This window comes from Rhodococcus sp. C-2 (assembly GCF_027854095.1).
GTDB classification, from domain to species: Bacteria; Actinomycetota; Actinomycetes; order Mycobacteriales; family Mycobacteriaceae; genus Rhodococcus_F; species Rhodococcus_F qingshengii.
In genome coordinates this window covers 1-24,344 of record NZ_JAQGFI010000022.1, presented here as the reverse complement: position 1 = coordinate 24,344, position 24,344 = coordinate 1, and the positions used below count along the sequence as shown (strand labels likewise).

Here is a 24,344-nt window from a genome sequence, read left to right as displayed (position 1 = left end):
TCCGGACGTGAGTCACTTCGCATTTGGATTCCATCGTCATCAGTTCTCCACCTTCTTCAGTGCGATTGAGCGGCCGGGTGCGAATCCGAACGGGCCTTTGGTCCAATCGGAGTCCTCGCCGTCGACTTCGAAGTCGTGGTCGTAGCCGGGAATCACGACGCGATCGAGAGCACTGATCGTCACCTCCGGCGGTGCGAGCACCACGAGGCCTTCTATGACCATGTCTCGGTTCGGCTGGTTCGGCTCCGACATGCCGTAGTCCGAACGTGAGCCGTAGCCGTACACGAGAGTCGGTTCCGGTTCGGACCATGACTTCTTCCGGTTACGGCCGGCGTCGAGTTCCTCGGACTGTTGGAACCGACGGATCCCGATCGTGTGAGCTCGAGGAAACGGCTTCACGGGAACCACTCCGTGTCGGGCGTTCTCGATCGATACGCATCCGGAGGTGTCATGTCCACGGAGAAAGCGCGTGTCTTCCGCTTCGGGATACCGAGTTCTTCACGATCGTCGTCAGTCAGCGTGAGCGCGCCGGGCTCGTCGCCGCCGTACGTGGTCGACGTCTGAAACGGGCCGGCGCCCTGCTGGACACTGCGCACACCTTCCGGGTTCTGAAGGTGCCGGATCAGCATCCGGGCAACGAGCTTCTTTACTCGGATCAGTGGCAGCTTGTTGGCGGTGATGCGGTCCTCGATATTCGGATCTGCGCGAAGAATGTCATCCTCCGCGTCGGCGATCTTGACCGCTATCTGCTCGTCGGTCACCTCGGTCGGAGGGCCGATCCAACGGTCGCGAACATCCTTCGGAATTGTCCATGCCATCGGATCGGCACCTCCTGGTTTTCAGTTGTTGGTCGCAACCTTGGCGGGGCGACCGCGACGCTTGGGCGCCGGTGTTTCAGGGACGGGCTCGGGCTCTACCGTTTCCGGCTCGGGCTCGGTTTCGGTCTCCACCGTTTCCGGCTCGGACACGGATTCCCCTACGAGGTCGGGCGTCGACTCCTCTTCGGTGGCCGGCACACTTTCGGATTCCGGCGCGCTCTCGGGCGCGACCACTTCCGCCACAGTCTCGGTTGCCGCCTCGGTTTCGACCACGACGGGTTCCGTGAATTCAGGCTCGGGTGGCGGGCCGTCCCAGGCCGCGGGATTGGTAATCCTCGCAGCAGCCCAGGACGGAACCGCATCACTTGGCCCGAACACATGACTGACGCCCGACTCGTCCGCGACATGCACAGAGCTGATCAGGCGCGCCATCAGAGAACCTTGGCGATCATGGTCGCATTGGAGTTGCCCAGGATCGGCAGACCGATTCCCGAAGCCTTCGTCCAACGTGCGATCGGATCCTGGTCGATGTACGAACCGACGACGATGCCGGGAGCCTCGTCCTCGTCGATCGAGTAGTCAGGTTCGATCGCCTCGGCCGTGATACCCCAGAGGGTTTCGCCCAGCTTCGTCGACGTCATGCTCGATCCGCCGACGTAGAGGATCGAGTCGTCCGGAATGAGGCGCGTGGCGTCACCGTTGTAATCCTCGACCTGCGCGTCGAAGATCTCGAAACGCGGATGCCCGAACGAAGTGAACAGGGCCTGCACCGCCTCGAGCGTGACGATGGACGGCACAGCAGCGCCCGGAGGCGATACTGCGTTGCGAATCGCCTCATTCCGCATCAGTGTCGAGATGACCCGCTGCGAAGTGATCGCGCGGCCCGGATTGCCCGAGTTCGACACTCGGAAGACCGAGAACCAGGACTCCTGATCGAGGATCGGATCAGCAGCACCGGACCACAAGGTCGCTGCGGTAATGGAATGCCCCGGCTTGCGGTCGAAGTCGGCCTCGATCTCCAGGCCGTCCTGAGCAAGGCTGACCTTGCCGGTCACGAGCGCCTGCGCCTTCGCGATGATCAGACGGGTGCGGATCGCGTCCGCGAGCTCCACGGCGTCCTTGAGGATCAGGTCCAGGATTGCCGAGTTCGCCCTTCGCAGCCGCAGACGGTCGTACTCTCCGAGTCGCTTCTTCTCCGAAAGTGGAGGCAGCTCACCGGAAATGCGAGTCAGTCCCTTGCGGGGCGACTGTGGAGCCTCGGTGTCCCAGCTACGGAACTTCGCAGCCCGCTTCAGGCCGTGCTGCGTGATGTTCGCCCGGAAGTCCACATCGGGGATGAGAGTGTCGGGAAGCAGATTGTCGATCAGCGACAGATCATTGACCGCCTGATCGGCCAACGCCTCGCGGATGTAACCCGTGAGTTCGGCCGGGGTGATGAAGTCGCTGTTGATTACCAGTGCCATGAGTCAGGCTCCTCAGAAGTATCGGATGTCGCGGGCAGTTGCCTGACCGTCGGCGTCGACGGAAGACGGCAGCTTCGCCGCCAGGACGGCGCCATGCCAGAAGAGGGCACCGACCACGACGGTCGCGCCCGGGGGAACCTTCACCGCGGTGAAGAGATGCCCCTCGATCGGTTCGGTGTCGGCGTTGGTCCGCAGCCCGTATCGGTTGCCGACCTTCTTGAGCGGAAACCCGGACTTGAGGTAACCCTCGGGGTAGTGCGTGCCGGCCGTGAACGTCGACACGTCGATGTTGACCGGTCGTGCCGTGTCGGTGCCGTGTGCCGATGCCAGCCAGGACTGGTCATCCTGGCCGAAGCGTTCGGTCCTGATGTTGAGATCCATCTGGATCCCTCCTTATGAATGTGTTGGTCTACTTGGGATTTCGTTCCTTGTAACGCGCGCGCCCCGCCGAGACGGTCGATTCCGTCTTCTGGTGGCCAGGGTTGCCTTGCTGCGGGTTGGGCAGCGGGCCACGGGGAATGCCCGCGAGCGGATGTGCCGCCGCAACCGCCTTGATCTCTGCGGTCACCTTCTCGTTGAAGTCGGTGGCCGTGGGGTCGAGATTGAGTGAGGCGATCCTGGTCATGAACGATCGGGAGTCGACCAGCGAGTTGGGATTCGCCCCCTCGGTAGGGGCGAGCAGCAGAATCGCGTTCTCGACCTTCGCTTCGCGCTCGCCTGCCCGCGCGACAGAAAGGTCGGTGGCGAGCTGGGCGGGATCTGGTGGCGTGTCGCCGCCTTCACCGGTGAAGGCCTTCTGAATCTGATTCCACTTCTCCGCGGCGTCGCGATTGTCCTTCGCCTGATCGAACTGCGCCTTCACCTCCGCCGGCGTCATGCCCTCGAACACCTTTGCCCAGTCGGCCGCGTCGGGATTGGGCTCGGGGTTCGGGTTCGGCTCAGGTTCCGGCTTCGGATTCGGATTCGGATTCTGGTTGCCGTTCGGGTGCCCATTCGGATCCCGTCGGGGATGACGCCGAGCGGCGCGATTCCCGAACTGGCCGAAAGGATCCACTGCCGCAGGGGCAACGACAAGCAGCGACTTTCTCGGATTATGCATTCACGATCACCTTCACTCGCAGCGCGCCGGATTCCTGGCCGCACTCGTCACGTCGTGCGCGGCCCAGGACGAGATGCTCGGACGCGTGAACCACGAGCTGGTCGATCACCGGCTGCGAGAATCCCCCCTCCTTCAGCTCGCCTGCATACCGCGACAATGCGTCAGCCGTCGTGAATTCCGATCGTTCATTACTCATTTTTTGCTCCCGTGCGGGATAGGTCGGCACCACGCGGCACCGAAGGAATTAGGAAGAACCGAGAATGATCCGCATCTCGGCGAGAACTGCGTCCGTGCCAGTGGCATTTCGCGACGCTTGGGCATACGCCTCGTCGAAGCGCTGATAATGGGCTGGCCGAGCGAAGGACTTGCCTGGCCGCACCTCTTGCGCGCCGCAGCGACAGTTTCCGTGAGCGCGAAACCCGACGGTCGACTCGAGATACACAGCGCCGCGGGTACAGAGCATCGCGCAGAACGCGCAACACTTCCCTTCGGCGACCCGCTCATAGCGCGCGCCAGGCTCTGCCTTCGCATTATCGAAGATCGTCTGCCGATTGCCGCTCCAGATCGCTTTCTGGGCAACCTCAGCCAACCGGGCAAGCGCATCCGCGCCGCGAGCACCCATTGCCCAATCAGCCGAAGACAGCAACCCCTCAGACGCGGGAAGTGGCGACGGCTTCGCGCGATACGGCAAGTTCGGCGCAGACTCGTCATACCAAGCAGCGCCCAGATTCGACGCAGCAGCGGCATACGGATCCGTCACCGCGGGCAGCGAATTCACCATCACCGATCGAAACTCTGCGGAAGGGAGACCCTGCGCCGTGTCCCAAACATTGACGATCTCATTGATCGCTAGCCGGTCCAGGTGGCCCAGAATCTCCTTCCGCTCAAGCAGGCTCGTTGGCATTGCGCCTACTCGACAACTCGATCACCTGAGGGTTTGAAACTTGGCCAGCTGCCTTGCGCAGCAGGTCGGGAAGTTCAGCTGCCATCGCCAATCGATTCTCCTCGGCCAAGCGCATCTGATCTTGTTCCGAGAAACCCATATAGTCGTACGTCACGGGCGAGTCCGGACGCAGGATCTTCACTCCCACCAACTTCTGTCCGGCATCAGCAGTTGCGGCACGAGTCGGAGTCGAAGCGTCACGCCATCGAACGCCGATCTTGCGGAACGCATCTGCATCCACCTTGCCGTCACGAGCGAGCAGTGACAGGTACGCAATCTCGCGCCACCCTTGGCCAAATGTTCCTTGCCGACGCTCTGCGCGCTTGACCAGTCGATACTCTGCCTGTCGGATCGAGTCGGCAGACGCGGGATTGTCCGTGAAGAAACCGAGGTAGGTCGACGGAATGCCGGTCTCGGCGGACAGTAGCTGGGAGTACATCTTGACCTGATCGATGTACGGTGTCGGTGGCGCTGGGTGAAACTCCCCCACCGTCGGCGCAAGCCCGTCTTCGGTTCGCGGTATGACGTTGAACCGGCCCATGGCCGCCTTCCAGCCAGCCTGCCGTTTCTCCGACTCGGTCGAATCCTCATTGACACCGAACTGCTCCGGGTCCGCGCCGAGCGCATATCGCGAAGGAGCAGTGTAGAACTCGCGATTGATCTCCATTCCGAGCATTGTTCGAATTGCTGCGTCGGTGTAATACATCACTGGGCGAGTAATCTCCGATCGCCCATCAAGATCCGACGCTCGATCCCTATTGACCAAGCGCGCCATGAACACTCGCCCGGCATTGTGATCGTCTCGAGAGATGACCTCGAGCTTCTTCGTTCGCTCATTGCGGGCAAACCCGATGGTCGAGTTCGGCAGATAGAGCGTCTCCATCTCCACCGCGCCGAATTCATTGCGCGTCTGGGACAATCCGGCCTCCGACCGACGCGCTCGATAGTTCCGCAACGTCGTCGCAGACGACGCGGACTCCACGGTGACCAGAACGTCAGGTTCGCCGTAGTTGGTGTCGCCGCGGCCGACAGTCACAAAGTCGGTTCCGGTGATCAGTGCATCCAAATGCCCTCGCCCGGCTTCTACGCCGAGGCTGTTCTCGCGGAACACGTCATCAAGCCCCATGAGGTCCTGCACCGACGTCCATCCCAGAAAGTCGAGCCGCTCCTCGAGGACATCGACTGCTGTACCCGGCCATCCCATCGACACAGCGAGATCCTGCAAGCCCGGAGGCACCGCAATGTCGAGCTGTCGCGTCTTCTGCTTACCCTCGTAGAAGTCATTCTTGATGGCGTTCTTCGCCGCGAACTTCCGGATCTGCGCGCGCATCTGTCCGACGAGGCGTTCCTCGTCGTCGTCGAGGGCGAGCGTCCGGAGAAACAGAGCCGGGATGCCACGCCCGCCGAACAGCTGCGAAATCCCTTTCATCACAGGGTGACCGCCTTCCGCGAACGCGATGTCGCCTTGATTCCACTGCGGATGGCAATGCGCCACATCATTCGAGCGCCAACCGCGCAGACCGCGCCGTCGATCTTTTTCTTCGACTCGCGATGCTCTTTGCCGAGACCGACGCCGATTCCACGAGCGGGGCGCCGGCGCGCGTTCTTCACATGCTGTTGCAAGATTTTGTCTCCGTCATGAGGGATCACGCCCGTACTCCCCTCCGTTGCGCCGTTCTTCACATCCGAGGTGAATCGCTCGGCGTGCTCGATGAAGACCTTCATGTGGGCCGGTGAGCGCATGTCCCAATTGATCAGGTGCGCAGAGTCTCCCGACTTCACTGCTGGGAGAAGGCGTAGCTTCTGGGCATACTTCTGAGCCCAGGCATCGGCGTACGGCTCCCAGTAGCGTTCACCTGTTTCGTCGTCGCGGGCGTCGGAAAGGTCGGCCCAGAAGCCGACGACCGAGTACTTCGCGAACGTCTCGTGAACCCGGACGTCGACCGCGTCCCGATTGACGATCCAGTCCTTATCCTTCGGGCCGCGCTGCCAGATTCCGATCCGGAATATGTATCCGTCCGACATTCGGCACCCGACCAGGGCGGTCGCGTCATCGGACTTCGATCCGTCGAAGAACATCACGATGCGATCGCCGCGCTCGAGCACGCGAGGATCAGCGTTGGCGTCCCAGTCCTGAGGAACGACCCAAGCGTCCTCGGCGGCCGTGATCTGGTTGTACCACTTGCGCCGTGACTCGCTCGGGGGATTCGCAGAGTTCAGGATCGACTTGACGATGCGACCACGCGGCTTGGTGTCGAGCCAGGTCGAATCGCCCGCGATTGCGCGCACCACATCGGGTGCCGCTTCGGCGCTGAGTGGCGCTTTCGGTGGCGCTTCCAGCGAGTCGTACAGCAGACCGAAGTCCTGAAACTCCGATTCCTCGCCCTGAGTTGCTTCCCACGCTTCGCGAACGACCTGCCCCACCGAACCCTCATTGGGACGAAAGGCGTTGCAGATGTCCAGCATCCGAGCCGTGCCGTCTTCGGACTTCGCGGCGTTGCCCTCGATAGCGCCCGCCATCTCGTGGCCGCCGTTCGATGAATTCCAGTTCTGTGTCTCGCCGCGAATGATCAGCGTCGGCCGGCCACCCTCGATCGCCATCGCCGACGAGGTCACCGCTTCGATCTGCCGAGTGTCACCAAGGCCGTAGAGATTGACCTTGCCGATCTGGATGCCGTAATGCTGGCGAGTTTCCGCCGGAACCAACGACGGCAGGAGCTTCATCGTGTTCTTGGTCTGCTCCTGATTGACCGCGACGATCTGCACCCACGCGTTCGGTTCCTCACGACCGATCGGACGATCGCCGTCCCAGTGGTCGAACGTCACCTCGGCGAAACACGCTGCGAGCGCGAGACATGCCGCAACCGGATCCTTGCCCCAACCCTTCAGCCTCTGCAGGACTGCCGAGTGATAAAGGAATCCGCCGTTCTCGTCGACCGCGAAGAACCAAAGAATGAAACGTGTCTGCTCGGGAGTGAACTGCCATGGCTGACCGCGCTTGTCCCTGAGCCACTTCCCCGCCCAGGCGAGGACCCGCCATCCGAGACTGGCCTCGGGCAACACCCAGCCGTTTTCGTCCCATTGCCACGTCGGGCCGATCTTGACCGGCTCCCACAACAACCCCGTTGGTGGAGTGGCGTCGTCGAGCTGCTCCTCGTACCAGGCAATGATCTCGGCGAACTCGGAATCCGCAGACTTGATCAGAGTCGCCGCGCGACTACGCGCCACGCCTGGACCACCGGGCGTTCGCCGCGGTCCTTGCGGAGGCCGAGCGCTCGCCCGCCTCCTTCTCGACATTGCCGTCGTCGGGCAACTTCAACTGCCGCATCAACGACGACAGCACAGTCCGATGCTGACGCACTTCGGACACCAGCGGATTGACCACCGGCTGCCCGGTCGACCCGATCGTCATGATGTCGTCGTCGTCGAGCCACTTAACCATCGAATCGATCAGATCAGCCTCACGACAAGCATCTTCGAGAATCCGAAGCTCGTCGGGGCGCAAGTCGTACGCACCGGAAATTCCGGACCAGAGCTTTTTTCCTGCCGCACGAAAGCCTGCCGGCGCTTTTGGCTTGACCATCGCAGACCTCCTCCTCGCTCCAAAAAATCCAGAAGCGGCGCACGCATGTTTTTGACTGCTATGCCAACCGTGGGCCCGTGGGGGTGGGGGTAGGGGCATCCCCCCAGGGGGTCACGGGACGGGCCGGCGTGGCGGTGCGGAGGTCACGTCAGCGTCGGCCCGGGTGCGGCTCAACTGGTCGGAGGCGGCCGTTCTTTGCTCGTCCGGCCTGAGCCTCGCGTTGAGTCTCCGCGGCGTGACAAGGCAAACAGAGGGCCTCTCCGTTGGAGAGCGTGTCGGTGCCCCCGGACCTGGTGTTGACGATGTGATTGGCCTCGATGTCATGCGGTTGGGCCGTCGCACTGCCCTGATACCCGCACCTCTTGCACCGGTATCCGTCCCGCGTTTTGACCTGCCTGGCCCAGCGTCGGTGGGCTGCGGTGCTGGTGCGGCTGTGGCCTCCGCGCTCCCAGGCCATCAGTGGGCCTGCCCATCACCGGTCAGCAGTGCGAGCCGACCGTTGAGAGTCGCAGTGAGTAAGGCGACTGCCGGTTTGTTCGCTCGGCTTCGCTCGCGTCGGAGATGAGTGAGGTCGTCGACGATCATGTCTTCGAGTGTTGGCATGCGTTCCTGCCTTTCACTTCCGAGTTCGACATGAGTACAGCGCCGGCCGCCGCGGCGATTGACCGCGACAGCCTGGTGCCGATGTGGCCCTGATGCACTGCGGCCTGCACTCGGGATCGGCTACCCGACGGCGGGAAGACCCTTGCGGTGTCGCCGATGGGAGTAGCCGCGCGCGAGCCACGAGTCGCGAGGGATCCGGATACGGACGGACTCGGTGACGAGTGTTCCGTCATTGGCGGCGGTGAGTTGTGCCTCGCCGTCGGCGTCGAGGACGAAGCGATCGACCTTGAGCCAACGCTTGCTGATCTGACGAGCCGATACGTCGAGCGTCCATCCTGCACTGGCACCCAGTACCCGGGTGGCCTCCTCGTAGTGCGGGGTGCCCCGACGGAAGTAGGGGTCAGCCTTGGTGGGGGCCAGGAGTATCCGAAGCATCCGTTCCATGCGGCGCAGCGCCATGATGGAGTCACGTCGGGGAATGAAGTTCTCCGGGAACTCCGAAGTGCTCACGGCCCGGGACTGTCCATCGACTACATCTGTCATTGTTGATCCTTCCTCACAGAGTCTGCACGGAATCCAATGGCCACACCCTGCGCAGAGGTACGGGCCGGGATCGATGTTTGGTTGTTCAGCGGGGAAGTCGGACCACTTCGCATTCACGATCTCCACATCCGCACTAGACCTTCGATGGCCCAGCGGATCAGTTTGAGCCTTGGCATTACCACACCACCGTTCCGCAGGATGGGATCTAGACATGGGCGCGGTCGGCGAGTGGCACGATGTATCCACCGACGAGAGAAGTGAGCTGAATCGTGAATGATGGCAAGGGATTGAAGATCGCCAATTTAGTGGCATCAGTTCTCGTCTTGCTGTTCCTGCTCGTCATGGCGTCAGGCCTGTACTGGGCTGGAAGCGGCCCGATCTTCGTGCTGCTCTCGCTTGCTGTCACAGGCGGCGTGCTCGCGTGGGTTGCGTTGGCGATCCGCGGACTCGTGGTCAAACCAGCGCCGATCCACCACCGCCCCGCGGGGACATTCATGCTCGCGGGCTGGTACCCCGACCAGCAGGATCCGTCTCAGGTTCGCTGGTTCAATGGCAACGAATGGACAGCGGCAACTTTGCCTCGGCAGTAGGGCGCCGAACGCAACGAAGGACTGCTAGATCACCCAGAACTCGATGAGTGCCCACACAATTCGGATTGCCGCGATCAATCCGAGGATCATCGGATCCACGAACGTGAGTATCTGATGATGTAGACGACGGCAATCAGGCTTCGCAGGACAGTCACTTCAGTCTCCGATGAATTTGTCGAAACGATTGGTGATAGGGCAGGACTCGAACCTGCACGCGATCGGGGACTTGACCCGCTGCTCTGCCAATTGAGCTACCCACCATTGAGGCCCCGCCTGCAGGCCGGGGCTATTCAGTTGTACGGCTGCCGATCTCCCCGGATCACCGTGTGCCCCACAACAGCGGGGACGATTGAGCCCGCTCAGGCAGCAATGCACTACGGCGGGGCCGTCTTGGTGCGAGCTTGGATTCCATATCCGGCGCGTGAGCAGAACCAGATCGGCGACTTTGACCTGAGCGGAAGATTGTGGCGTTGATTCCCGGAGCACCCGCCGGTGATGTTTCGGCTAGTGCATCGACAGATCCAGACGCGCCCCTGGACGACAACGGCGCGAGGCGGACTTTCATCCACTACTCGCGCCAACGCGTTGAGCGTAACACCTGGAGTGTGGTTAAGCGTCACGCACACTCGCAACCCATTTCAGCCTTAGGGCCAACTAAATGTCTCAGTCGACAGCCTGCCCGTCCGTAGGTTATCGAGCGTTCCGGTACTGAACACTTCGTCAAAGGCCCACCACCGCATATCCGCTGTCGCTGTTCCACCCGTGCCCGTCACCCGCAGTCCGTCCGCAATCGACGTCAACTCCGGGCTATGGCGAGCCAGTTTCGTCCACAAGGAGCTGACAAAGGCAGCCACAGGCGCGACGCCCATTTGAGATCCTTCAGCACTATCAGATCTGTCCAGCTTCATGAATCCAGACTGGATACCTTCACGCCAGAGGTTCTGCCCCGATAGCCGGTTAATCTCCGAGGCCATCTCACGTGTAATACCCATTGCATGCCGTGACCACAAGCTGAGGTCCGCAACACATACCAAGTCGAGGCCCGAACGAGGCGTCTTCGAATAGACCATATCGAATTCTTCAAGTGCTGCGGAGACGTTCGCTTCAGGATCTGAATTCGGCGCCTTCCAGCAGTGACTGTGCGCGAGAAGTCCATAAACAGGAGATGCTTCAACATCGCACCTAGCGGTATAACCGCGAGACATCACCCCATTCTTCACGGCGGCGGCTTCACTGACCGCGTCCTCAATACCCGATCGATCCAGGGTGGTTTTGACACTGAAGGCAGCCACAACACCGGAGACCAAAACTGCCGCATTTGTTCGTAGATGCGTTGGATAGCTGGGATGGAAAACAACGATGTCGGTTTCCTTGGATGTATCAGGCCCCGCCTCGTCCTCAAGAAGGAGATACTTCCTGGTCGCGACTTCGTAGGATGGGGGCAGCCACGCACTTAGCAGTGCTGCCCACTTCGCCTCCGCTCGGTGTCCTGTCTGCTGAATCCGCGAAGGTGTCCCACTCGTCTGGTTCTGAAGTTGGTCGTACTCGCGGGTGATTGTTTCCCCAACCTCGTTGAGCCACTGAAAGTGTTCATGCGCCATCGGGCTATGCAACCCTAAAACCAACGTTTCGGCAACCAGGAATTTAGCCGCACTAAGCCTTGTCGGTCACGCAGCCCTCCTTGCGCGAGTCGGCACCAACAGGTGAGCATCGAGAACATCGCCCATATGAAACACTTCGGCTTGCGTCAAAACGCCGCAGCGGTCTGCCGCTATATGTCCACCCTTCCGCAGCGCGTTAACTCGATTCACAGTAAGCCCCGCATACTCGGGATACTGCCGCGCCAGCAGTTCGGCGACCTGGACGATGCCGGCGCGGTGCAGCATTCGGGCACGGACGCGCTCGAGCACGTCGTCCTTCTCGTGAACCGGCACCGGATTCTCGGCCGGAATATCAACGGTCGCCCAGCATCGATCCATCACGTTGCTGATGTCGACGTATGCTGTATCGGCGCCTTCGGTCATCGCGAGCGAAATGATGTTTCGCCGCAGCCACCGCGCCAACCCGACCACTGATTCCTGGTAGTCGTGCGGCAATCGGTTCTCGGATTCACGGAGCGGGCCGACGAAGTTGACGTCGTGCGTGAAGCCCGTTGGCATGTAGGAGATCCCGCGGGAATCGCATACGTGCCTAGCCCAACCTGCCAGCTCGTTGAACAGCAGGTCGATCGCATTGCTTGCGCCGAGATTGAACGGCAAGGGCTGCACATCGGTACTCGATGCGATTTTCATGTCGCCCTTACCGATCCGATCCAGCCGACATGTCGTGACCGCTAAATCTTCCGCGAGTGAAGGGATTTGCCTCAGAATGTCAAGTAAAGACTTCTGATCAAATCTCGGTAGGTAGAAGTAATCCGCAGCCAATCCCATGCGCAAGACCTTTCTGATCGTCGATCATATTCTATCATGATAGTTTACGAATTACATTGCCGCGCAACATGTTTAAACGGAAGCGAATCGGACTAATACCAAACACCTGAACATCACTGCCACCGTCAAACTTCCCGACTCGTCGACCACTTAGGGATGCCACACCCAATTTTTTGTATTCCAAGGAAAGAGACCTACTCGCACCGGCCATCGAGTAGTCTCCTACACTTACCGCTCAATCGACATCAGTAGGAGCAATCAAATGTACGACAGCCAAATCAACGATCAAATTGTTTCACGACTTGATCTATTCGAGTCACACGCAAAGGCCTATAGCAACAAATCAAGAGGAAATATATACAACGATCTCGAACATCTAACTCAAGAACTCCTAAATGCAGCATACGGCTGGAACTTACACAACCCCAACGGATCGAACTCAAACACACCGGCAATCGATCTATACGACGACAGCAAACGAATAGCAGTACAAGTTTCAATGACAGCCAACAAAACGAAAATCAACAAGACGTTAGCAACCTTCAAGAAGAAAAATTTGCAAAGGAAATATGATGATTTATATATCATAGGAGTCCGATCAGTCAGCCAGCTTAGCGACCCCCTGGATTGGGTGCACATTTCAACGCTGAAAAATTCTATAGATTTAGATAACTTAACCGCCGAAACCAAGGAAGAAATTGCCGATCGTATAAGCCGGAGCATACCATGGGAACACTATTACAACATGAGCGACCGCCACTGTTTCGAAGTGGTTCTTTCGGTTCTGAATCGAGATGCTATACGCCACTCCTACGACATGGAAGGAAACTTCGATGACATGCATCATGCCCTCGGAGAGATTAAGCAAATCGCAACAATTGGATCCATCAAAGGTAGAACCCTGGTCGCAAAACCTCAAGTTGACTACAAAGAAGATATTTATCTTGAGATCCTTGAAATAATTGACGTGAAAGTTGGGCTGATGCGGCAAATTGTCTCCCCCCAGCGAAGGGTAGGGCAGCATTTTTTGCCATCAACCGAGGTTGAGAAGCTAACCGAGATTCGAGATGAACTTTTAGCTAAGGTAAACCTATTCTGCACTGAAAATGGACTTGCCAATCAGATTTTGCCATCCGGAGAAATGATGAATTACATGAACTAGACAAGGCATCGCGTCAGTTCCGTCAGGCACTCAGCATTGTCGACGAACCAGCCTTCACCAGGATCGCCGTCGCGAACTAGATAGTGAGGCCGGTCGTTTCGCACTACCGAGGGTGGGGCCGATCGTGATCGAATAGCCGTCACGTTGGCTGTCGTAGCTCAAGATCTGGACTGCCGTGTCGCGCGGCCATTCTGCAGTCGCGTCGAGAAACTGCGGTAACTCGGCGAGTGTGAGTCGGTCACCTTTCCTCTATTTAGCCTCCGTTTGGATGATCAGCTTGGTGTTCATGAGTTCTCCTGTGCGAGTGTGAAATTGCGGGCGAGTTCGTGGCTGGCGAGGCGTGCGACGTCGTAGGCACTGCGTGCGTGCCGGAGTTGACCGCCTCCGATTCGGGCTTCCCACCCCGCCGTGCGTCGCTCACCTGATGAGACGAGCACTCCGGGGTAGGTGCCGAGTGGTTGTGAGCCGTTCTTGTTGGGTCGGATCTGGGTGACGTTGACGGGCCAGTCGACTCCGAGGACTGCGCCGAGCACTTCGGCGGTGGCGAGTAGTGCGGTGGGGTCGACGGCGGCGCGGCCTTTCATGTGCCAACTGGGTCGTGTGATTGTTTCGACGGCGACGAGGTCGACGTCGTGGATTTGTAGGAGCGTAGCGCCAGCTTCGAGGACCGCAAGGACGTAGCGCCGTTCTGCGGGAAATAGCTCGCCTTCTGAGGTGATGGTCTGGTGGGCGACGATTTGGTCGCCTGAGAGGACGCAGAGCCCCGTTGCGCGTGCTCCGGGATCGATCCCGAGGACGGTTCTCACGATTGCGCCTTCGCTGCCCGGTACTTCCGAATGCCCCAGACGATCGCGTGCAGCGATCGCAGGTAGTGCCAGTCGGCGTCGAGGAAGCTCCACTCCCACGCGTCGGAGAACTCGAATGTGCCGGCCTGCCGGTCCCAGTGCTGGAAGCTCATCAACGCATCCCGTGCGGCCACCGCGTACTCGGCGTGGATCAGGACGTCCTCGCGGATCGCTCGCCACAGCGCCGCGGTGTCGCCTTCGTAGCTGTGTCGGCGCTCCCAGAAGTGTTCGACGACGAGCTGGGTGAACCGCTCTGGCGAGTGGGTTCGCCATTTTGCGCTGCCCTGAATCTTCTCGCCCCAGTAGTCCGGGTTGATGCCGTGCTCGTTGCCGCACATTTCGAAGAATCCGAACATGTCCGCCTCGCGAGCGAAGTGGAAGCTCTCCACGTCACCGGTGACGACGAGGTGGCCGGGCCAGGTGATCAGATCCCAGCCGCAGAGGCTCGTCCCTGGGCGCCGGCAACGGATGTGCCGGTACAGCTCGTCGTCCCGAAGGATCGTCATCGCGTGCTCAGTGACCATGTGGTCGAAGTTCCGTTTTGCGTCCGCGAACACGTCGCGCTTTTTGGTACCCAATGCCGACATCGATTTTCCTTCGTTCATCCACATCCACAAGTGAGGTACTCACCTAGAGCAACCAGAAGGATTGGTATGTGGTTGGTGTTTATGGGTTGGTAAATATGGTGGGGTGACATGGGTGTCACTTAGACTTGCTCGAAATGTCACTTAGACTTGTTCCAAATGTCACTTAGACTTTTCGGTCTGTTTTCTGAAATCAGTAGTTATCCACAGGATTTCGAGCCCCTATCCACAGCCTGTGGAAACAATCTCTAGGTGACACCCATGTCACTTAGACTCTGCGCCATCAGGATCCAAAACAAGCCGATCGAGAACGTCTGGCGGAACCGTCAATTGGTACTCGTCCGCCAACTTCTGGTACCGATTCCCCTTCTTCGAACGAGTCACGAAACCGTTCTCCCGAAGCCACGACATGTTCCGAATCACCGTCCGATTCGACACCTCCAGCACCCGACCCAAATGGTCGACGCCGGGATAAATTCGCGACCCGTCACTGTCCGAAAACGTCGCCAACATCAGCGCCAGATACTTCGCGCCCGAGGGCATGCTGACACGTCGGACGATGCCCTCCCAGACGAACCGATCGACCGACTGCTGCCCGTCCTCGAACTCGATCGCTGGCTCTGCCGTCATGGTTCAGTTCTCACCTTGCTCGCCCGGGCCGCCGCCGAAGAGACGGCCCGAGCCTGTTGCAGTTGGACTTACTCGGCCGGTTCTTCGCCGGTTTCGAGAAACTGGATCGTGGTTGCCACCTCGGCGCTCGTCAGATCCTCGAGCCCGGAGAGTTCCTGCCCCTGCGGCCTCTCGAGCCGCGCAGCGAAGAATGCCGCCCGCTCCGACACCTCGATCCCATGCTTGTCCAGAGCCGCGAGCAGCCCTTGCAACTCGTCAGGTGTCGCGCGTACTTCGATCGCGGGCTGCTCCGGTTCGGCCGTCACACCGAGCGCGGCAGCCAAACCAGCGGTGCCACCCTTCGGCGCCGGCACGCGTTCCGACGTCACCGACGTCGACTCGGCCTCGATCACCTGCACAGCGTCCTCGAGGACCATGCCCGAGAAATCGTTCGGGTACGCCTTCTTCCACGCCGCAGCCTCCGCGCACTTCGCGAGCTGGTTGGCCGGCATCTTCGCCCACATCGAATTCGGATGCTGCTGCCCGTCTTTCGAATACGTCTGTACGTACTCGCCGTACATTGCGACAGACGAGTACTTCACGCCGTTCTTGACGACGATGTACTTCGCTGCCAGCGGTGGACGGTTCGGGTCCAGCCAGACGTCATCCCATCCGCCGTCGGCGCCGCGCCAGAACGGACCCTCGACCGCGATGTCGTCACCAGCGAGACGCGCCAGCCGGTGACCGGTCACGCGGTAGCCGTCGATCCCCGTCTGGATCGTGTACTTCATGACCCACTCTTCGTCCTGACGCTTCGCCCGCTCGTTCCACACCTTGATCTTCGTGCGGCGACCGAGCATGTAGATCTGCTTTGCAAAAGGATCCAGACCCGTGCGCTTTGCCTGATGGAAGAACAGGTCGAGGTCGCCCTTCGGCGCATCCTCGACACCGAGCTGCCGAAGTGCCGCCACCTGCACATCAGTAAACGTCGACTGGGTCGGGTCGATAACGAGATCTGTCGTGTTGCCGCGTACCGCGATCTGATTTGTCATGCTGAAAGTTCCTTCACTGTTTCGGGATTGAGGATCGAAGCGGGATCGAGCTTCGTGTTGGCGTAGAGCGAGATATTGCCGCCCTTGCCTGGTCTGCGTTCGGCGATTTTGAGGTCTCCGCACATCGCGTACTTGGCGTTGCCCATTGTGTTGAGGACGAAGGTCTTTCGGCCTCGGTGGCGAGTTGTCAAAGCCTTGAGTTCGCCATCGTCTGCGAGGTAGTCGAAAGCCTGCTCCGCTGAGATCTGCACCTCGGTTCCATCGATGTCGGGATGCAGACGCCGAACCGTCGCGTACGTGCTGATCGAGTCGTCGAGTTCAGGCGGAATTCCTGCGGCCAGGCTGGCATTCCATTCCCTGACGCGGTCGAGGATGAGTTCCGCGACAACCGGATCGTGCGCGATCGTGTAGATCTTTGGCTTGCCGTATTGCGGCCACAGGACGACGTCCGACGGGTCGAGCCAGCCGGTGACGATCTGCTGCCAGATCACCTGCGCGGTGTAGTCCGCGGGCACTTCCCCGGATCCGTCGTCGCCCCACTCGGCGAGGTCGCGTGCTGTTTTCTTCTCCACACCGCGGCGCTTCGATCCGCGTGAACCACGGGCGTCGACCGTGGCGGCGTTGGGGAATCCCAGTGCGTCATTGGTGTACTGGACCTCGGCTCGCGAGAGCTTCCATCCGGGATTCTTGTATCGCCAGTATTCGGCGGCCGCCAGCTCCGCGGCATGGCCGTAGTCGAAATCGTCCTGCTGCGCTTTGCCGATCGGCTCCGGCGTCACGGTGCCGGCCATCTCGTGCCACAGCGAGAACTGCGACTTGAACCGCGAGATACCGAGAATCGACGGAATCTTGGACGCAGTGATTATCGTCAGCCACTCCGGCGAGCCCGGTACGGCCTTCGTCGTCACTAGTCGCGAGGTCATCTTCTGCTCCGATCAAATGTGAGGTTGTCGTGATGGGTGGCCCAGATGTTGGCTCCGTACTGGACGTTCACGAGTCCGCGGTTCGCGATGTCAACGCTGCGGATGATTCCGGGCTCGGTCGCCAGAGTTGCTGGGTGCGTGTAGATCACCCGCTTGCCGACGTTCTCGATGGCTTCGGAGAGTTTCATTCCCACTCACCGCGCATTGCCGCCTGGACGTCCTCGCGACGTTCCGTCTCGACACGCGCGCGTTTGAAGTCGGCCGGATCACCCTGGCCGCCGAACACGCAGCTCGGTGCGCATGGCGCGGACCGCCACTTCCCGCACGTCCCGCACCCCCAGGTAATGAAGCTCGGCACCGCGGGGAACGTCGCAGGTTCACGCGTCGGGAACTTCTCAACACGATCCGCGACGAGACTCTCGTACGCGTGATCGACCTGTTCGCCGATCTCCTGTTCGTACCAGTCGGGGCTGTTGACCGGATCCTGCAGTGGGTCAGTCACTTCGCCGCCTTGGATGCACGCTTGGAGGGAGCCTTCTTCGCTGCAGCGCGTTTCGTCGGCGCACGTTTCGCAGGCGCCGTCGCCACAGCCTTAGTCGGCGTCTTCTTTCGCTGCGCGCGCTTCGGCTTCTCGGGCTCAAGTTCGGGTGTCGGGGTGAGGAATTCGGCCCACTCTGCAGACTTCTCCTCGTATGGAGTCATCGATCGAACGGGCATGATGATCCCGATGAAGTGCTCACCCACCATGACGACAACGGCCCTCGACGGTGACGTTGCACGTATTCTCGCGCTATCGCCCGGGTTCCATGCTGCGCCCTTGAAATCAGCGAAGTAGTCCGTGTTGACGGCCCAGTTGTCGACGTCTACTGAAGCCTTCATCTGCTCAGTGAGAATGCGTGTGACGTCGGGGAACTCCTCGCTGACCAGATCAACGGTCACGCTCCGCCGGTATCCGGCGATGGTGAGTGACGAGCCCTCGACCTTGACCTTGAGAGATTCCAGCTTGGACCGGGAGCGGCCGCCGTTCAGCATCTTGAGAAGAAACGTCGCGGTGCCGCGCTCGAGGAATCCGAGCCGCCCGTCATTGCCTTCGAGATCCTTCACGTCCAGGCGCAGCAGGCCGAACCGAAATCGGTCCGTGCCTGCAACGACGAACTGACGCTTGGTGATCGACAGGTCGATCCCGCACAGCATCGGCAGGGTCGAGTCCTTGCCGGCGAACTTGAGTCCGATCGTGAGAGCCTTCGCGAGATCGCCGCGAGTGATTTCAAATGTGGTGCTCATGCTGTTTCCTCCGTGGTCCATTCGATTCGCTTCATTGCGTTGCCCCAGCCCTCGTGATTGGGGCCGTGGCCGGCGAGCTTGGCGCAGTTGAGATCCGGTTGCGTTGGGTGAGACTTCTTGCACGGGACGCCGCGGCCGTGGCAGGGGTGACCGAGCTTCGTGCATTCGGTGTTGTGAATGTGGTCGGTCATGCCGCCACCGACTCGGCGTCGTGTAGCAGCGCGTACAGGTGCGGATCACACTGCAGTGGTGTGCGGTTCGGATGGGATCGAGCCCACTCGTCGACCCGCATGGAATCCAAACGGGTCCACTCGCCGTCAAACCGCGGCTCACGAGCTCGTCGCTTCCGCTCGGTTTCTCGCGCTGCGCAATCGAGGCAACGACAGCCGAAGTTGTTGTAGCCGGTCATGGTGCCGTGATTCGCGCGAGGGTGAACCAGTCGGCCTTCGATGAGGACCCGCTCTGCCATCCGAGCTGCCCGCTGAGTCGCGGTTGGGCGCCTCATGCTGCACCACCGATCGGGCCGAGCGAGGCCATAGCGGCGACCAGCAGGATCGCGATCACCGCCAGATTGACGATCGCGGCAACCTTGATGCGGCGGGACGACTTCGGCGCGGGTTCCAGTCCCCATTCGGCCCAGGTGTTGCCGTCGACCACAACCGGCTTCACCTCGTCGGCGAAGCGGATCGATCCGTTCTCGATGGTGAGCGCGTCGAGGTCGTCGTCATGGTCGACGTCGGAATCGCCGGGCCAGTCGAAAGCCTGCGCAGTGACCAGCGGATCGCTGGGGCCGAGCCCTGCGAGCGGCGACGAATCCGGGCACGTTTCAGGCTGCACCGGTGCCGTTTTGGGCGTGTTTTGGGTATGCGTCATCACAAAATGTCCTTCGCAGGAGAAATGGGGAGTGTGGGAAGTTTGGGCCGGTGGCGTCGGGTTGCCGGCCATCTGGACCGGCACGGTCCTACAGTGGTGACGCCACCGGAGTTGTTGGGCTACATCGGCATAGCGACTCGAAGTCCAGCGGCAGCAGCGATTACCCTGTCGGCAGCGACGATCCGTTCAGCCTCCGACAGTGGAGCCGACGGGAGCTCGTACTCCTCGAGGGCCGCCTCGTAGACCTCGATCGCGGCGAGCGCGCGCTGACGCTGAACCGCTACCACGGCGGTCACTTGATGTCCTCGAGCAATTGAAACGCGCGGCTCACCAGGCGCGAGGGAGCCATCGTCGTGGGCCGCATCGGCTCAGTGACCTTGCTGCCGTCTTCCTGTCGGATGATCGTGCACGTCACTCGGATGTGGTCGTAGCGGTCGACGCTGATCTCATCGACGCGAAGTGTCCGAACATGGACATCGCGGGCATCGCGGTAGACCTGGCCGACAACGATCCGTTCGCCGCTCGGGGTGGTGTACTCGTTCATGCTGCAGCCTCTTTCGTCCAGCGTCTGACCGCACGTGCAATCGCTTGCGCACCAGCGGGAGTAATCTTCAGCGTGTGCATGACCTCGCCTCGAAACCGCGGAGCGTCGTGGGCCTCACAACGCTGGAAATATGCCTTCTTGTCGGCGTATTCGGAGTAGCGCGTCTGGGGTACGACTTTGCCGTGCCTCTCCGAGAACCTGGACGACTTTTCGGCGTAGATCCAATTGCGTGCGATCAACTCGGCACGTAGCCACGTCTCCCCTACGCCGAGCGTCGAGGCGACCGTGCGCACCGTCATCACATCGCTGCAGGCAACGAAGATGTCGACGTACGCTGCCTTCGGCTCGAGGGCTGCGACCTGCGACTGCAGCTCCGCCTTCTCTTCCTCGGCGGCAATCGCCAACTTGAGGATGTCGAGGCGAGAGAGTTCCGTGACCGCGGTTGGCGCCGTCTCCGCTTCGCGAGTCCGGATTGCGAAGTACGCCTGGGCTGCGGCGACCTCCGACTTATTCGGGTCACCGTTCATCGCGACGAGGTACGCGGCGAATCGTGAAAGTTCGAAATTCTCAGCAGGCTTGGTGGAAGACATTTTGGTGGATCTCCCAAAATTCCTGCTCACGTCGTGCCCCTGGTTTGCGGCCGATTTCATTGCGCGATCAATCGGCACCTTGAACTCGCGCCACGCGCCGTAGCCCATGACGGACATAAGATCGCGAGCCGACCAGAACTCGGAGTCGTCCGGACGCACCTGGCGGATCGAGTCGAACGGCGACTCATCGTGGTTGAACAGATTCAAGTCGCTCATGCTGCACCGCCGAGCTTGGCCTGAACCTCGAGCGCCTGGGCGATCTCGTCCGAGAAGTTGAAAGCGCCGTCGCGCGGGAGGTAGACGTCGTCCTCGCCGTCGACGCTGATGGCGATCATGTTCAGCGCCCGGTCATATCGCGCCGAGATCCGAGGATCGTCGACCTTCTCCGTCGAGGACACCGAGGCGCCCCCGACGGATCCGGCCTCTCCTACTGTTAGGTCACCACAACCATCAACCGAGGGAGAAGAACTATGGCCAAGGTCTACTACGGCGGCGAAACCTACACCCTGAGCGGAGGCGTCGACGCCGTCGAGAAACTCGAGCAGGACATTTCCGAGATCTTGCAGGGCGGCGGCGCTGGGGCGTTTGTCGGATTCAGAACCCCATCGGGAACGGTTCGAGTTCTCGTATCGAACAGCACGCCGATAGCACTCAAGGGCGCGACCAGCGGCAATCCTGAGATCGTGGTCGGCTGGTAGTTCGCGAGCAATTCCGAGTTCCTCGCTCACGATGGCGCGTACACCAGTGTGAGCGAGGGGTTTTGCCTTACCTGCGGGGTGGCGGTCACGAGCCGCCTGCTCGGACTTGGCGACCAAGCGAAATCGACTCGGCCTGCCCGAAGTCATCACCTTCACCGTGTTGTTGTTGAGTGCGTCGATCACTGCCGCCATGATGTCTTCACGGGTAAGCGGTTGTGCGGTAGTCTCTGTCATCAGATTCCTTTGCTTGGGATTCGGTTAGCCGTCATCTGTTCGCGCAGATGACGGCTTTTTCATGAAGCCGCGGCTTCCTGTTCTGCAATCCAGGCAAGAATTACGCTCTTTCGCCAGACCCTGCGGCGTCCAAGCTTGAAACTTGCTGGCCCCTTTCCGATGTGCGCCCAGTAGAGCCAAGTTCCCTTAGGCACACCGGTAGCCGCTTGGCACTGAGTCGCTTGCCAGAATTCGTCGCCGTCCGGAACGACTGCAATGGCGGCAGTCATGCCGACGCCTTCATCTCGTCACGATCGAATTCGACAACTTCGCCGAGGCCAAGGCCGAATGCCTTGCAGACTCCAATTGCGAATCCCATCGACGGGGCGCGACTACCTCTACGTACTTCATCCAGGGTGGCGCGACTCGACCCGATCAGTGAGGCGAAAGCCGCGTCGGAATTTATACCGGCATTTCGCTTCAGTCTTTCAAGCAGTCCAGGCCTCATTCGAGCTTCGACCTCTTGCATAACTCACTCCTTGCTTGTGCCGTCCAATGTTCTGGACATACTGAATCACAAGCTGGTTATTCATGCAACCATGAAATGGTTCGTTATGTCTTGACTTCGAGACACTCGATGTCTCATACTTGAGACATGACAGACATTGACCAGTGGATACGCAAAACCACCGGCGGGGACTCAGGTCGGAAAATTGCCAAAAAGGCTGGCATGCCGTCCGCAACCTTGAACCGTCAGCTTGCGGAGTCGGCCCTAACTCCCGAAACCATCGTGAAGATTGCGCGGGGATACGGAGAATCTGCCGTTCCTGGACTGATTGCATACGGACTGCTGGTCGATAGCGATATTGCAGAGGTATCGATCGAGGAAGCGCTCCAATATGCAGAAGACGAACAACTCATGGACGAGGTTCTTCGCCGCATGCAAGGCGGCTCCCAGGCGTACGACACACCTATGGGTGGTGGAGGGACGGAACCTCTTGCCGGCATGGAAGACGTCAATGTTTTTCAATTGACCCCGCCAGAACAACCGTCAGAGACTGACGACGAAGTGGACGACCTGGATCTCCCTTATGTGGCGCACGAGCCGGGCCAAGACATAGGCGAGGATGACGACGAGTCGAAATACGACATATAGGTACCCATGGATCAGCTATACACCGCTGCAAAATCCATGGGGGTTACCGTGGTTGAGCGATTCCTACCCGGTCACCAATGGGGTCGGTACATCCACTCCAAACGGCGAATTGTTCTCAACACTCGACTTCAGTCGCGACAAAAGGCGCACACTTTCGGCCATGAGCTCGGGCATGCGCATTACGGCCACGAGCATGACGATAAGCCAGGATCGATAGTTGCCATTCGCCAGGAACGTAAGGCTGACGAATTCGCGGCAAAACTGCTGATTGATTCGTACGACTATGAAGTGACTGAACGAATGTACGGGCCGCATGTCCCGACCCTCGCGGTGCAGCTCGGAGTTACCGCGCCAATGATCTACGCCTGGCAATCACTGCAACGGCGAAATGCCCATCGCTCTCGGTAGTTTCTCATCCGACAAATCTCAAAGGACTATCCATGGCCATTAAACGAAACCGCCGCGCCGGCGTCGAGGATCTTTGGTGGAAATCCGTCACAGTCAACGGCGAGACGGAGAAGGTAGAAACAAAGCTGCATGGCAAGGGGAAGCGATGGCGAGGTAGGTACGTTGACGCGCATGGGGACGAACACACGAAAAGGTTTGCCCGCAAGGTTGACGCCAACGACTGGGTCGAGGAATTCACCGTCGAGCATGCGACTGGGACTTGGGTAGACCCGAAACGCAAAGCAACCGCATTCAGCGTCGTCGCCGAGCAGTGGTACGCCACGAAGGCGACAAAAGCCCCGACGACAATCGCCGGATACCGATCACTGCTCGATACACAGGTCCTCCCCCGATGGGGCGATACGGCCCTAGCGGATATTACCTACGAGGATGTGCAGATCTGGGTGACCGGGCTCAGCAAGTCCGGCAAGGTTACGAAAAACGGCACCAAGCCACTCTCGCCCTCGCGAACCATCCAAGCCTACCAAGTTCTCGACCAAGTGCTCCGCTACTCGATTCGTGCCAAACGGCTGGCCTTCAATCCCGCGTCGGACATCGAATTGCCCCGGAAAGCCGACCCGGACAAGCGTTACTTGTCGCACGAACAGATCAGACGCCTTGCGGCCGAATGCGGCAGATTCCACACGATGGTTCTCGTGCTCGCATACTGCGGGTTGCGATACGGCGAAGCGATCGCACTGCGAGAGAAGAACGTCGACCTGAAAACATCCCGGATCCGTGTGCAGACGTCAGTCACGCGCGTCACCGGCGTCGGACTCGTTGAGGGCCCGACGAAGAATCATGCTGCGAGATCGGTACCCATCCCCAAGTTTGTCGTCGACGAACTTCGCGATCGGCTTGAGGGATCCGATCCGGACGATCTCGTCTTCCCAAGCCACAAGGGCGGATGGCTTCCACTCGGCGAGTTCCGATGGGTATTCGACACCGCCGCCAAGAAGGTCGGTCTGGACGGGCTCGTCCCTCACGAGTTGCGCCACACTGCAGCATCGTTGGCGATCGCGGCCGGCGCCAACGTGAAGGTCGTCCAGCAGCTCCTCGGACACAAGACTGCGACCCTCACACTGGACCGCTACGGGCACCTGTTCGCGGACGATCTCGATACCGTAGCGGCCGCTCTCGACGCCGCCGCGGAGGCTTCGAGTAAATCTCCTGCGTACCCTCTGCGTACCCGCGAAGGATTCGAGGGCCGACCTGCCTTGCATGTCGTGCGTTGAGCTGCACCGATATGGTGCCCCCAGTCGGACTCGAACCGACACTTGACGGATTTTAAGT

At 60.2% G+C, this 24,344-nt stretch carries 37 protein-coding genes and 1 tRNA gene; 6 read left to right on the top strand and 32 right to left on the bottom strand.

Annotation, left to right across the window (positions count from 1 at the left end; genetic code table 11):
• Positions 1 to 39 precede the first annotated feature (39 nt).
• From PCS43_RS31390 to PCS43_RS31330, 14 genes are all read right to left on the bottom strand, one after another.
• Complete coding sequence (locus tag PCS43_RS31390) at positions 40 to 399, bottom strand: hypothetical protein (RefSeq protein ID WP_209909413.1); 360 nt, start codon at positions 397 to 399, stop codon at positions 40 to 42.
• Positions 396 to 818, bottom strand: coding sequence for a Gp19/Gp15/Gp42 family protein (locus tag PCS43_RS31385; protein ID WP_209909417.1), 423 nt, complete (start codon positions 816 to 818; stop codon positions 396 to 398). The genes PCS43_RS31390 and PCS43_RS31385 overlap by 4 nt, the downstream gene beginning before the upstream one ends.
• Positions 819 to 839: 21 nt before the next feature.
• Positions 840 to 1,250 carry a hypothetical protein gene (locus tag PCS43_RS31380; RefSeq protein WP_209909420.1) on the bottom strand — a complete coding sequence of 137 codons (411 nt, stop codon included), beginning with the start codon at positions 1,248 to 1,250 and terminating at the stop codon, positions 840 to 842.
• Positions 1,250 to 2,281: a major capsid protein gene (locus tag PCS43_RS31375; protein WP_209909423.1), complete on the bottom strand. Its 1,032-nt coding sequence runs from the start codon at positions 2,279 to 2,281 to the stop codon at positions 1,250 to 1,252. Before PCS43_RS31375 ends, PCS43_RS31380 begins: the two co-directional genes overlap by 1 nt.
• 12 nt (positions 2,282 to 2,293) lie before the next feature.
• A complete protein-coding gene (locus PCS43_RS31370; RefSeq protein ID WP_209909426.1) occupies positions 2,294 to 2,662 on the bottom strand; it encodes a potassium transporter in 369 nt (122 codons plus the stop codon).
• Positions 2,663 to 2,690: 28 nt separating this feature from the next.
• The gene (locus tag PCS43_RS31365; RefSeq protein ID WP_209909431.1) at positions 2,691 to 3,380 is read right to left on the bottom strand and encodes a hypothetical protein; all 690 of its coding nucleotides are present in this window, start codon (positions 3,378 to 3,380) and stop codon (positions 2,691 to 2,693) included.
• Positions 3,373 to 3,576, bottom strand: a complete 204-nt coding sequence (locus PCS43_RS31360) for a hypothetical protein (RefSeq protein ID WP_209909435.1) — start codon at positions 3,574 to 3,576, stop codon at positions 3,373 to 3,375. Before PCS43_RS31360 ends, PCS43_RS31365 begins: the two co-directional genes overlap by 8 nt.
• 48 nt (positions 3,577 to 3,624) lie before the next feature.
• Entirely contained in the window at positions 3,625 to 4,284 is a 660-nt protein-coding gene (locus PCS43_RS31355; protein ID WP_442972515.1) for a VG15 protein, read from the bottom strand.
• The gene (locus tag PCS43_RS31350; RefSeq protein ID WP_209909440.1) at positions 4,265 to 5,752 is read right to left on the bottom strand and encodes a phage portal protein; all 1,488 of its coding nucleotides are present in this window, start codon (positions 5,750 to 5,752) and stop codon (positions 4,265 to 4,267) included. The genes PCS43_RS31355 and PCS43_RS31350 overlap by 20 nt, the downstream gene beginning before the upstream one ends.
• Positions 5,752 to 7,551: a hypothetical protein gene (locus PCS43_RS31345; RefSeq protein ID WP_209909443.1), complete on the bottom strand. Its 1,800-nt coding sequence runs from the start codon at positions 7,549 to 7,551 to the stop codon at positions 5,752 to 5,754. The genes PCS43_RS31350 and PCS43_RS31345 overlap by 1 nt, the downstream gene beginning before the upstream one ends.
• Complete coding sequence (locus tag PCS43_RS31340; RefSeq protein ID WP_209909446.1) at positions 7,541 to 7,906, bottom strand: hypothetical protein; 366 nt, start codon at positions 7,904 to 7,906, stop codon at positions 7,541 to 7,543. Before PCS43_RS31340 ends, PCS43_RS31345 begins: the two co-directional genes overlap by 11 nt.
• A 148-nt stretch (positions 7,907 to 8,054) precedes the next feature.
• Complete coding sequence (locus tag PCS43_RS33565; RefSeq protein WP_209909449.1) at positions 8,055 to 8,363, bottom strand: HNH endonuclease; 309 nt, start codon at positions 8,361 to 8,363, stop codon at positions 8,055 to 8,057.
• Positions 8,363 to 8,509 (bottom strand): hypothetical protein, encoded by a 147-nt coding sequence (locus tag PCS43_RS31335; protein WP_209909451.1) that lies wholly within the window; start codon positions 8,507 to 8,509, stop codon positions 8,363 to 8,365. The genes PCS43_RS33565 and PCS43_RS31335 overlap by 1 nt, the downstream gene beginning before the upstream one ends.
• A gap of 120 nt (positions 8,510 to 8,629) precedes the next feature.
• Entirely contained in the window at positions 8,630 to 9,052 is a 423-nt protein-coding gene (locus PCS43_RS31330) for a hypothetical protein (RefSeq protein ID WP_209909454.1), read from the bottom strand.
• Positions 9,053 to 9,321: 269 nt separating this feature from the next.
• Here PCS43_RS31330 and PCS43_RS31325 point away from each other — a divergent pair, with 269 nt between their 5' ends.
• Entirely contained in the window at positions 9,322 to 9,642 is a 321-nt protein-coding gene (locus PCS43_RS31325) for a DUF2510 domain-containing protein (protein ID WP_270923204.1), read from the top strand.
• Positions 9,643 to 9,829: 187 nt separating this feature from the next.
• On the opposite strand, the gene PCS43_RS31320 is transcribed toward PCS43_RS31325, so the two are convergent.
• The 3 genes from PCS43_RS31320 to PCS43_RS31310 form a co-directional block, all read right to left on the bottom strand.
• Positions 9,830 to 9,903, bottom strand: a tRNA-Leu gene (locus PCS43_RS31320).
• Positions 9,904 to 10,286: 383 nt separating this feature from the next.
• On the bottom strand, positions 10,287 to 11,243 hold the full coding sequence (locus PCS43_RS31315) for a DUF6602 domain-containing protein (RefSeq protein WP_209909457.1): 957 nt from the start codon (positions 11,241 to 11,243) through the stop codon (positions 10,287 to 10,289).
• A 66-nt stretch (positions 11,244 to 11,309) separates the two neighbouring features.
• Positions 11,310 to 11,933, bottom strand: a complete 624-nt coding sequence (locus PCS43_RS31310; RefSeq protein WP_209909460.1) for a hypothetical protein — start codon at positions 11,931 to 11,933, stop codon at positions 11,310 to 11,312.
• Positions 11,934 to 12,333: 400 nt separating this feature from the next.
• Between PCS43_RS31310 and PCS43_RS31305 the strand changes: the two genes are divergently transcribed.
• Positions 12,334 to 13,233, top strand: coding sequence for an SMEK domain-containing protein (locus tag PCS43_RS31305; RefSeq protein WP_209909464.1), 900 nt, complete (start codon positions 12,334 to 12,336; stop codon positions 13,231 to 13,233).
• A gap of 284 nt (positions 13,234 to 13,517) precedes the next feature.
• On the opposite strand, the gene PCS43_RS31300 is transcribed toward PCS43_RS31305, so the two are convergent.
• The 15 genes from PCS43_RS31300 to PCS43_RS31230 form a co-directional block, all read right to left on the bottom strand.
• Positions 13,518 to 14,039, bottom strand: a complete 522-nt coding sequence (locus PCS43_RS31300) for a crossover junction endodeoxyribonuclease RuvC (protein ID WP_209909467.1) — start codon at positions 14,037 to 14,039, stop codon at positions 13,518 to 13,520.
• Positions 14,036 to 14,683 carry a hypothetical protein gene (locus PCS43_RS31295; protein ID WP_209909470.1) on the bottom strand — a complete coding sequence of 216 codons (648 nt, stop codon included), beginning with the start codon at positions 14,681 to 14,683 and terminating at the stop codon, positions 14,036 to 14,038. Before PCS43_RS31295 ends, PCS43_RS31300 begins: the two co-directional genes overlap by 4 nt.
• A 243-nt stretch (positions 14,684 to 14,926) precedes the next feature.
• Complete coding sequence (locus PCS43_RS31290) at positions 14,927 to 15,292, bottom strand: hypothetical protein (protein ID WP_065455380.1); 366 nt, start codon at positions 15,290 to 15,292, stop codon at positions 14,927 to 14,929.
• A gap of 68 nt (positions 15,293 to 15,360) precedes the next feature.
• The gene (locus tag PCS43_RS31285; RefSeq protein ID WP_209909473.1) at positions 15,361 to 16,323 is read right to left on the bottom strand and encodes a recombinase RecT; all 963 of its coding nucleotides are present in this window, start codon (positions 16,321 to 16,323) and stop codon (positions 15,361 to 15,363) included.
• The gene (locus PCS43_RS31280; protein ID WP_209909475.1) at positions 16,320 to 17,246 is read right to left on the bottom strand and encodes a YqaJ viral recombinase family protein; all 927 of its coding nucleotides are present in this window, start codon (positions 17,244 to 17,246) and stop codon (positions 16,320 to 16,322) included. The genes PCS43_RS31285 and PCS43_RS31280 overlap by 4 nt, the downstream gene beginning before the upstream one ends.
• Positions 17,243 to 17,434: a hypothetical protein gene (locus PCS43_RS31275; protein WP_209909478.1), complete on the bottom strand. Its 192-nt coding sequence runs from the start codon at positions 17,432 to 17,434 to the stop codon at positions 17,243 to 17,245. The genes PCS43_RS31280 and PCS43_RS31275 overlap by 4 nt, the downstream gene beginning before the upstream one ends.
• Complete coding sequence (locus PCS43_RS31270; protein ID WP_209909481.1) at positions 17,431 to 17,748, bottom strand: hypothetical protein; 318 nt, start codon at positions 17,746 to 17,748, stop codon at positions 17,431 to 17,433. The genes PCS43_RS31275 and PCS43_RS31270 overlap by 4 nt, the downstream gene beginning before the upstream one ends.
• Positions 17,745 to 18,530 (bottom strand): DNA polymerase III subunit beta family protein, encoded by a 786-nt coding sequence (locus PCS43_RS31265; RefSeq protein WP_209909483.1) that lies wholly within the window; start codon positions 18,528 to 18,530, stop codon positions 17,745 to 17,747. Before PCS43_RS31265 ends, PCS43_RS31270 begins: the two co-directional genes overlap by 4 nt.
• Positions 18,527 to 18,721, bottom strand: a complete 195-nt coding sequence (locus tag PCS43_RS31260) for a hypothetical protein (RefSeq protein WP_209909486.1) — start codon at positions 18,719 to 18,721, stop codon at positions 18,527 to 18,529. Before PCS43_RS31260 ends, PCS43_RS31265 begins: the two co-directional genes overlap by 4 nt.
• Positions 18,718 to 19,035 (bottom strand): hypothetical protein, encoded by a 318-nt coding sequence (locus PCS43_RS31255; RefSeq protein ID WP_209909489.1) that lies wholly within the window; start codon positions 19,033 to 19,035, stop codon positions 18,718 to 18,720. The genes PCS43_RS31260 and PCS43_RS31255 overlap by 4 nt, the downstream gene beginning before the upstream one ends.
• Entirely contained in the window at positions 19,032 to 19,403 is a 372-nt protein-coding gene (locus PCS43_RS31250; protein ID WP_209909492.1) for a hypothetical protein, read from the bottom strand. Before PCS43_RS31250 ends, PCS43_RS31255 begins: the two co-directional genes overlap by 4 nt.
• Positions 19,404 to 19,522: 119 nt before the next feature.
• Entirely contained in the window at positions 19,523 to 19,699 is a 177-nt protein-coding gene (locus tag PCS43_RS31245) for a hypothetical protein (protein ID WP_209909494.1), read from the bottom strand.
• Positions 19,696 to 19,947: a hypothetical protein gene (locus PCS43_RS31240; protein WP_209909498.1), complete on the bottom strand. Its 252-nt coding sequence runs from the start codon at positions 19,945 to 19,947 to the stop codon at positions 19,696 to 19,698. Before PCS43_RS31240 ends, PCS43_RS31245 begins: the two co-directional genes overlap by 4 nt.
• The gene (locus PCS43_RS31235) at positions 19,944 to 20,753 is read right to left on the bottom strand and encodes a phage antirepressor KilAC domain-containing protein (RefSeq protein ID WP_209909501.1); all 810 of its coding nucleotides are present in this window, start codon (positions 20,751 to 20,753) and stop codon (positions 19,944 to 19,946) included. Before PCS43_RS31235 ends, PCS43_RS31240 begins: the two co-directional genes overlap by 4 nt.
• Positions 20,750 to 20,935: a hypothetical protein gene (locus PCS43_RS31230; RefSeq protein ID WP_209909504.1), complete on the bottom strand. Its 186-nt coding sequence runs from the start codon at positions 20,933 to 20,935 to the stop codon at positions 20,750 to 20,752. The genes PCS43_RS31235 and PCS43_RS31230 overlap by 4 nt, the downstream gene beginning before the upstream one ends.
• 72 nt (positions 20,936 to 21,007) lie before the next feature.
• Here PCS43_RS31230 and PCS43_RS31225 point away from each other — a divergent pair, with 72 nt between their 5' ends.
• The 4 genes from PCS43_RS31225 to PCS43_RS31210 all read left to right on the top strand — a co-directional run bounded on the left by PCS43_RS31225 (position 21,008) and on the right by PCS43_RS31210 (position 24,286).
• Positions 21,008 to 21,235 (top strand): hypothetical protein, encoded by a 228-nt coding sequence (locus tag PCS43_RS31225; protein ID WP_209909507.1) that lies wholly within the window; start codon positions 21,008 to 21,010, stop codon positions 21,233 to 21,235.
• A gap of 868 nt (positions 21,236 to 22,103) precedes the next feature.
• Positions 22,104 to 22,604: a hypothetical protein gene (locus PCS43_RS31215; protein ID WP_209909511.1), complete on the top strand. Its 501-nt coding sequence runs from the start codon at positions 22,104 to 22,106 to the stop codon at positions 22,602 to 22,604.
• A gap of 6 nt (positions 22,605 to 22,610) precedes the next feature.
• Positions 22,611 to 23,012 (top strand): ImmA/IrrE family metallo-endopeptidase, encoded by a 402-nt coding sequence (locus PCS43_RS33560; protein ID WP_209909514.1) that lies wholly within the window; start codon positions 22,611 to 22,613, stop codon positions 23,010 to 23,012.
• 32 nt (positions 23,013 to 23,044) lie between these two features.
• Complete coding sequence (locus tag PCS43_RS31210) at positions 23,045 to 24,286, top strand: tyrosine-type recombinase/integrase (protein ID WP_209909517.1); 1,242 nt, start codon at positions 23,045 to 23,047, stop codon at positions 24,284 to 24,286.
• Positions 24,287 to 24,344: the final 58 nt, after the last annotated feature.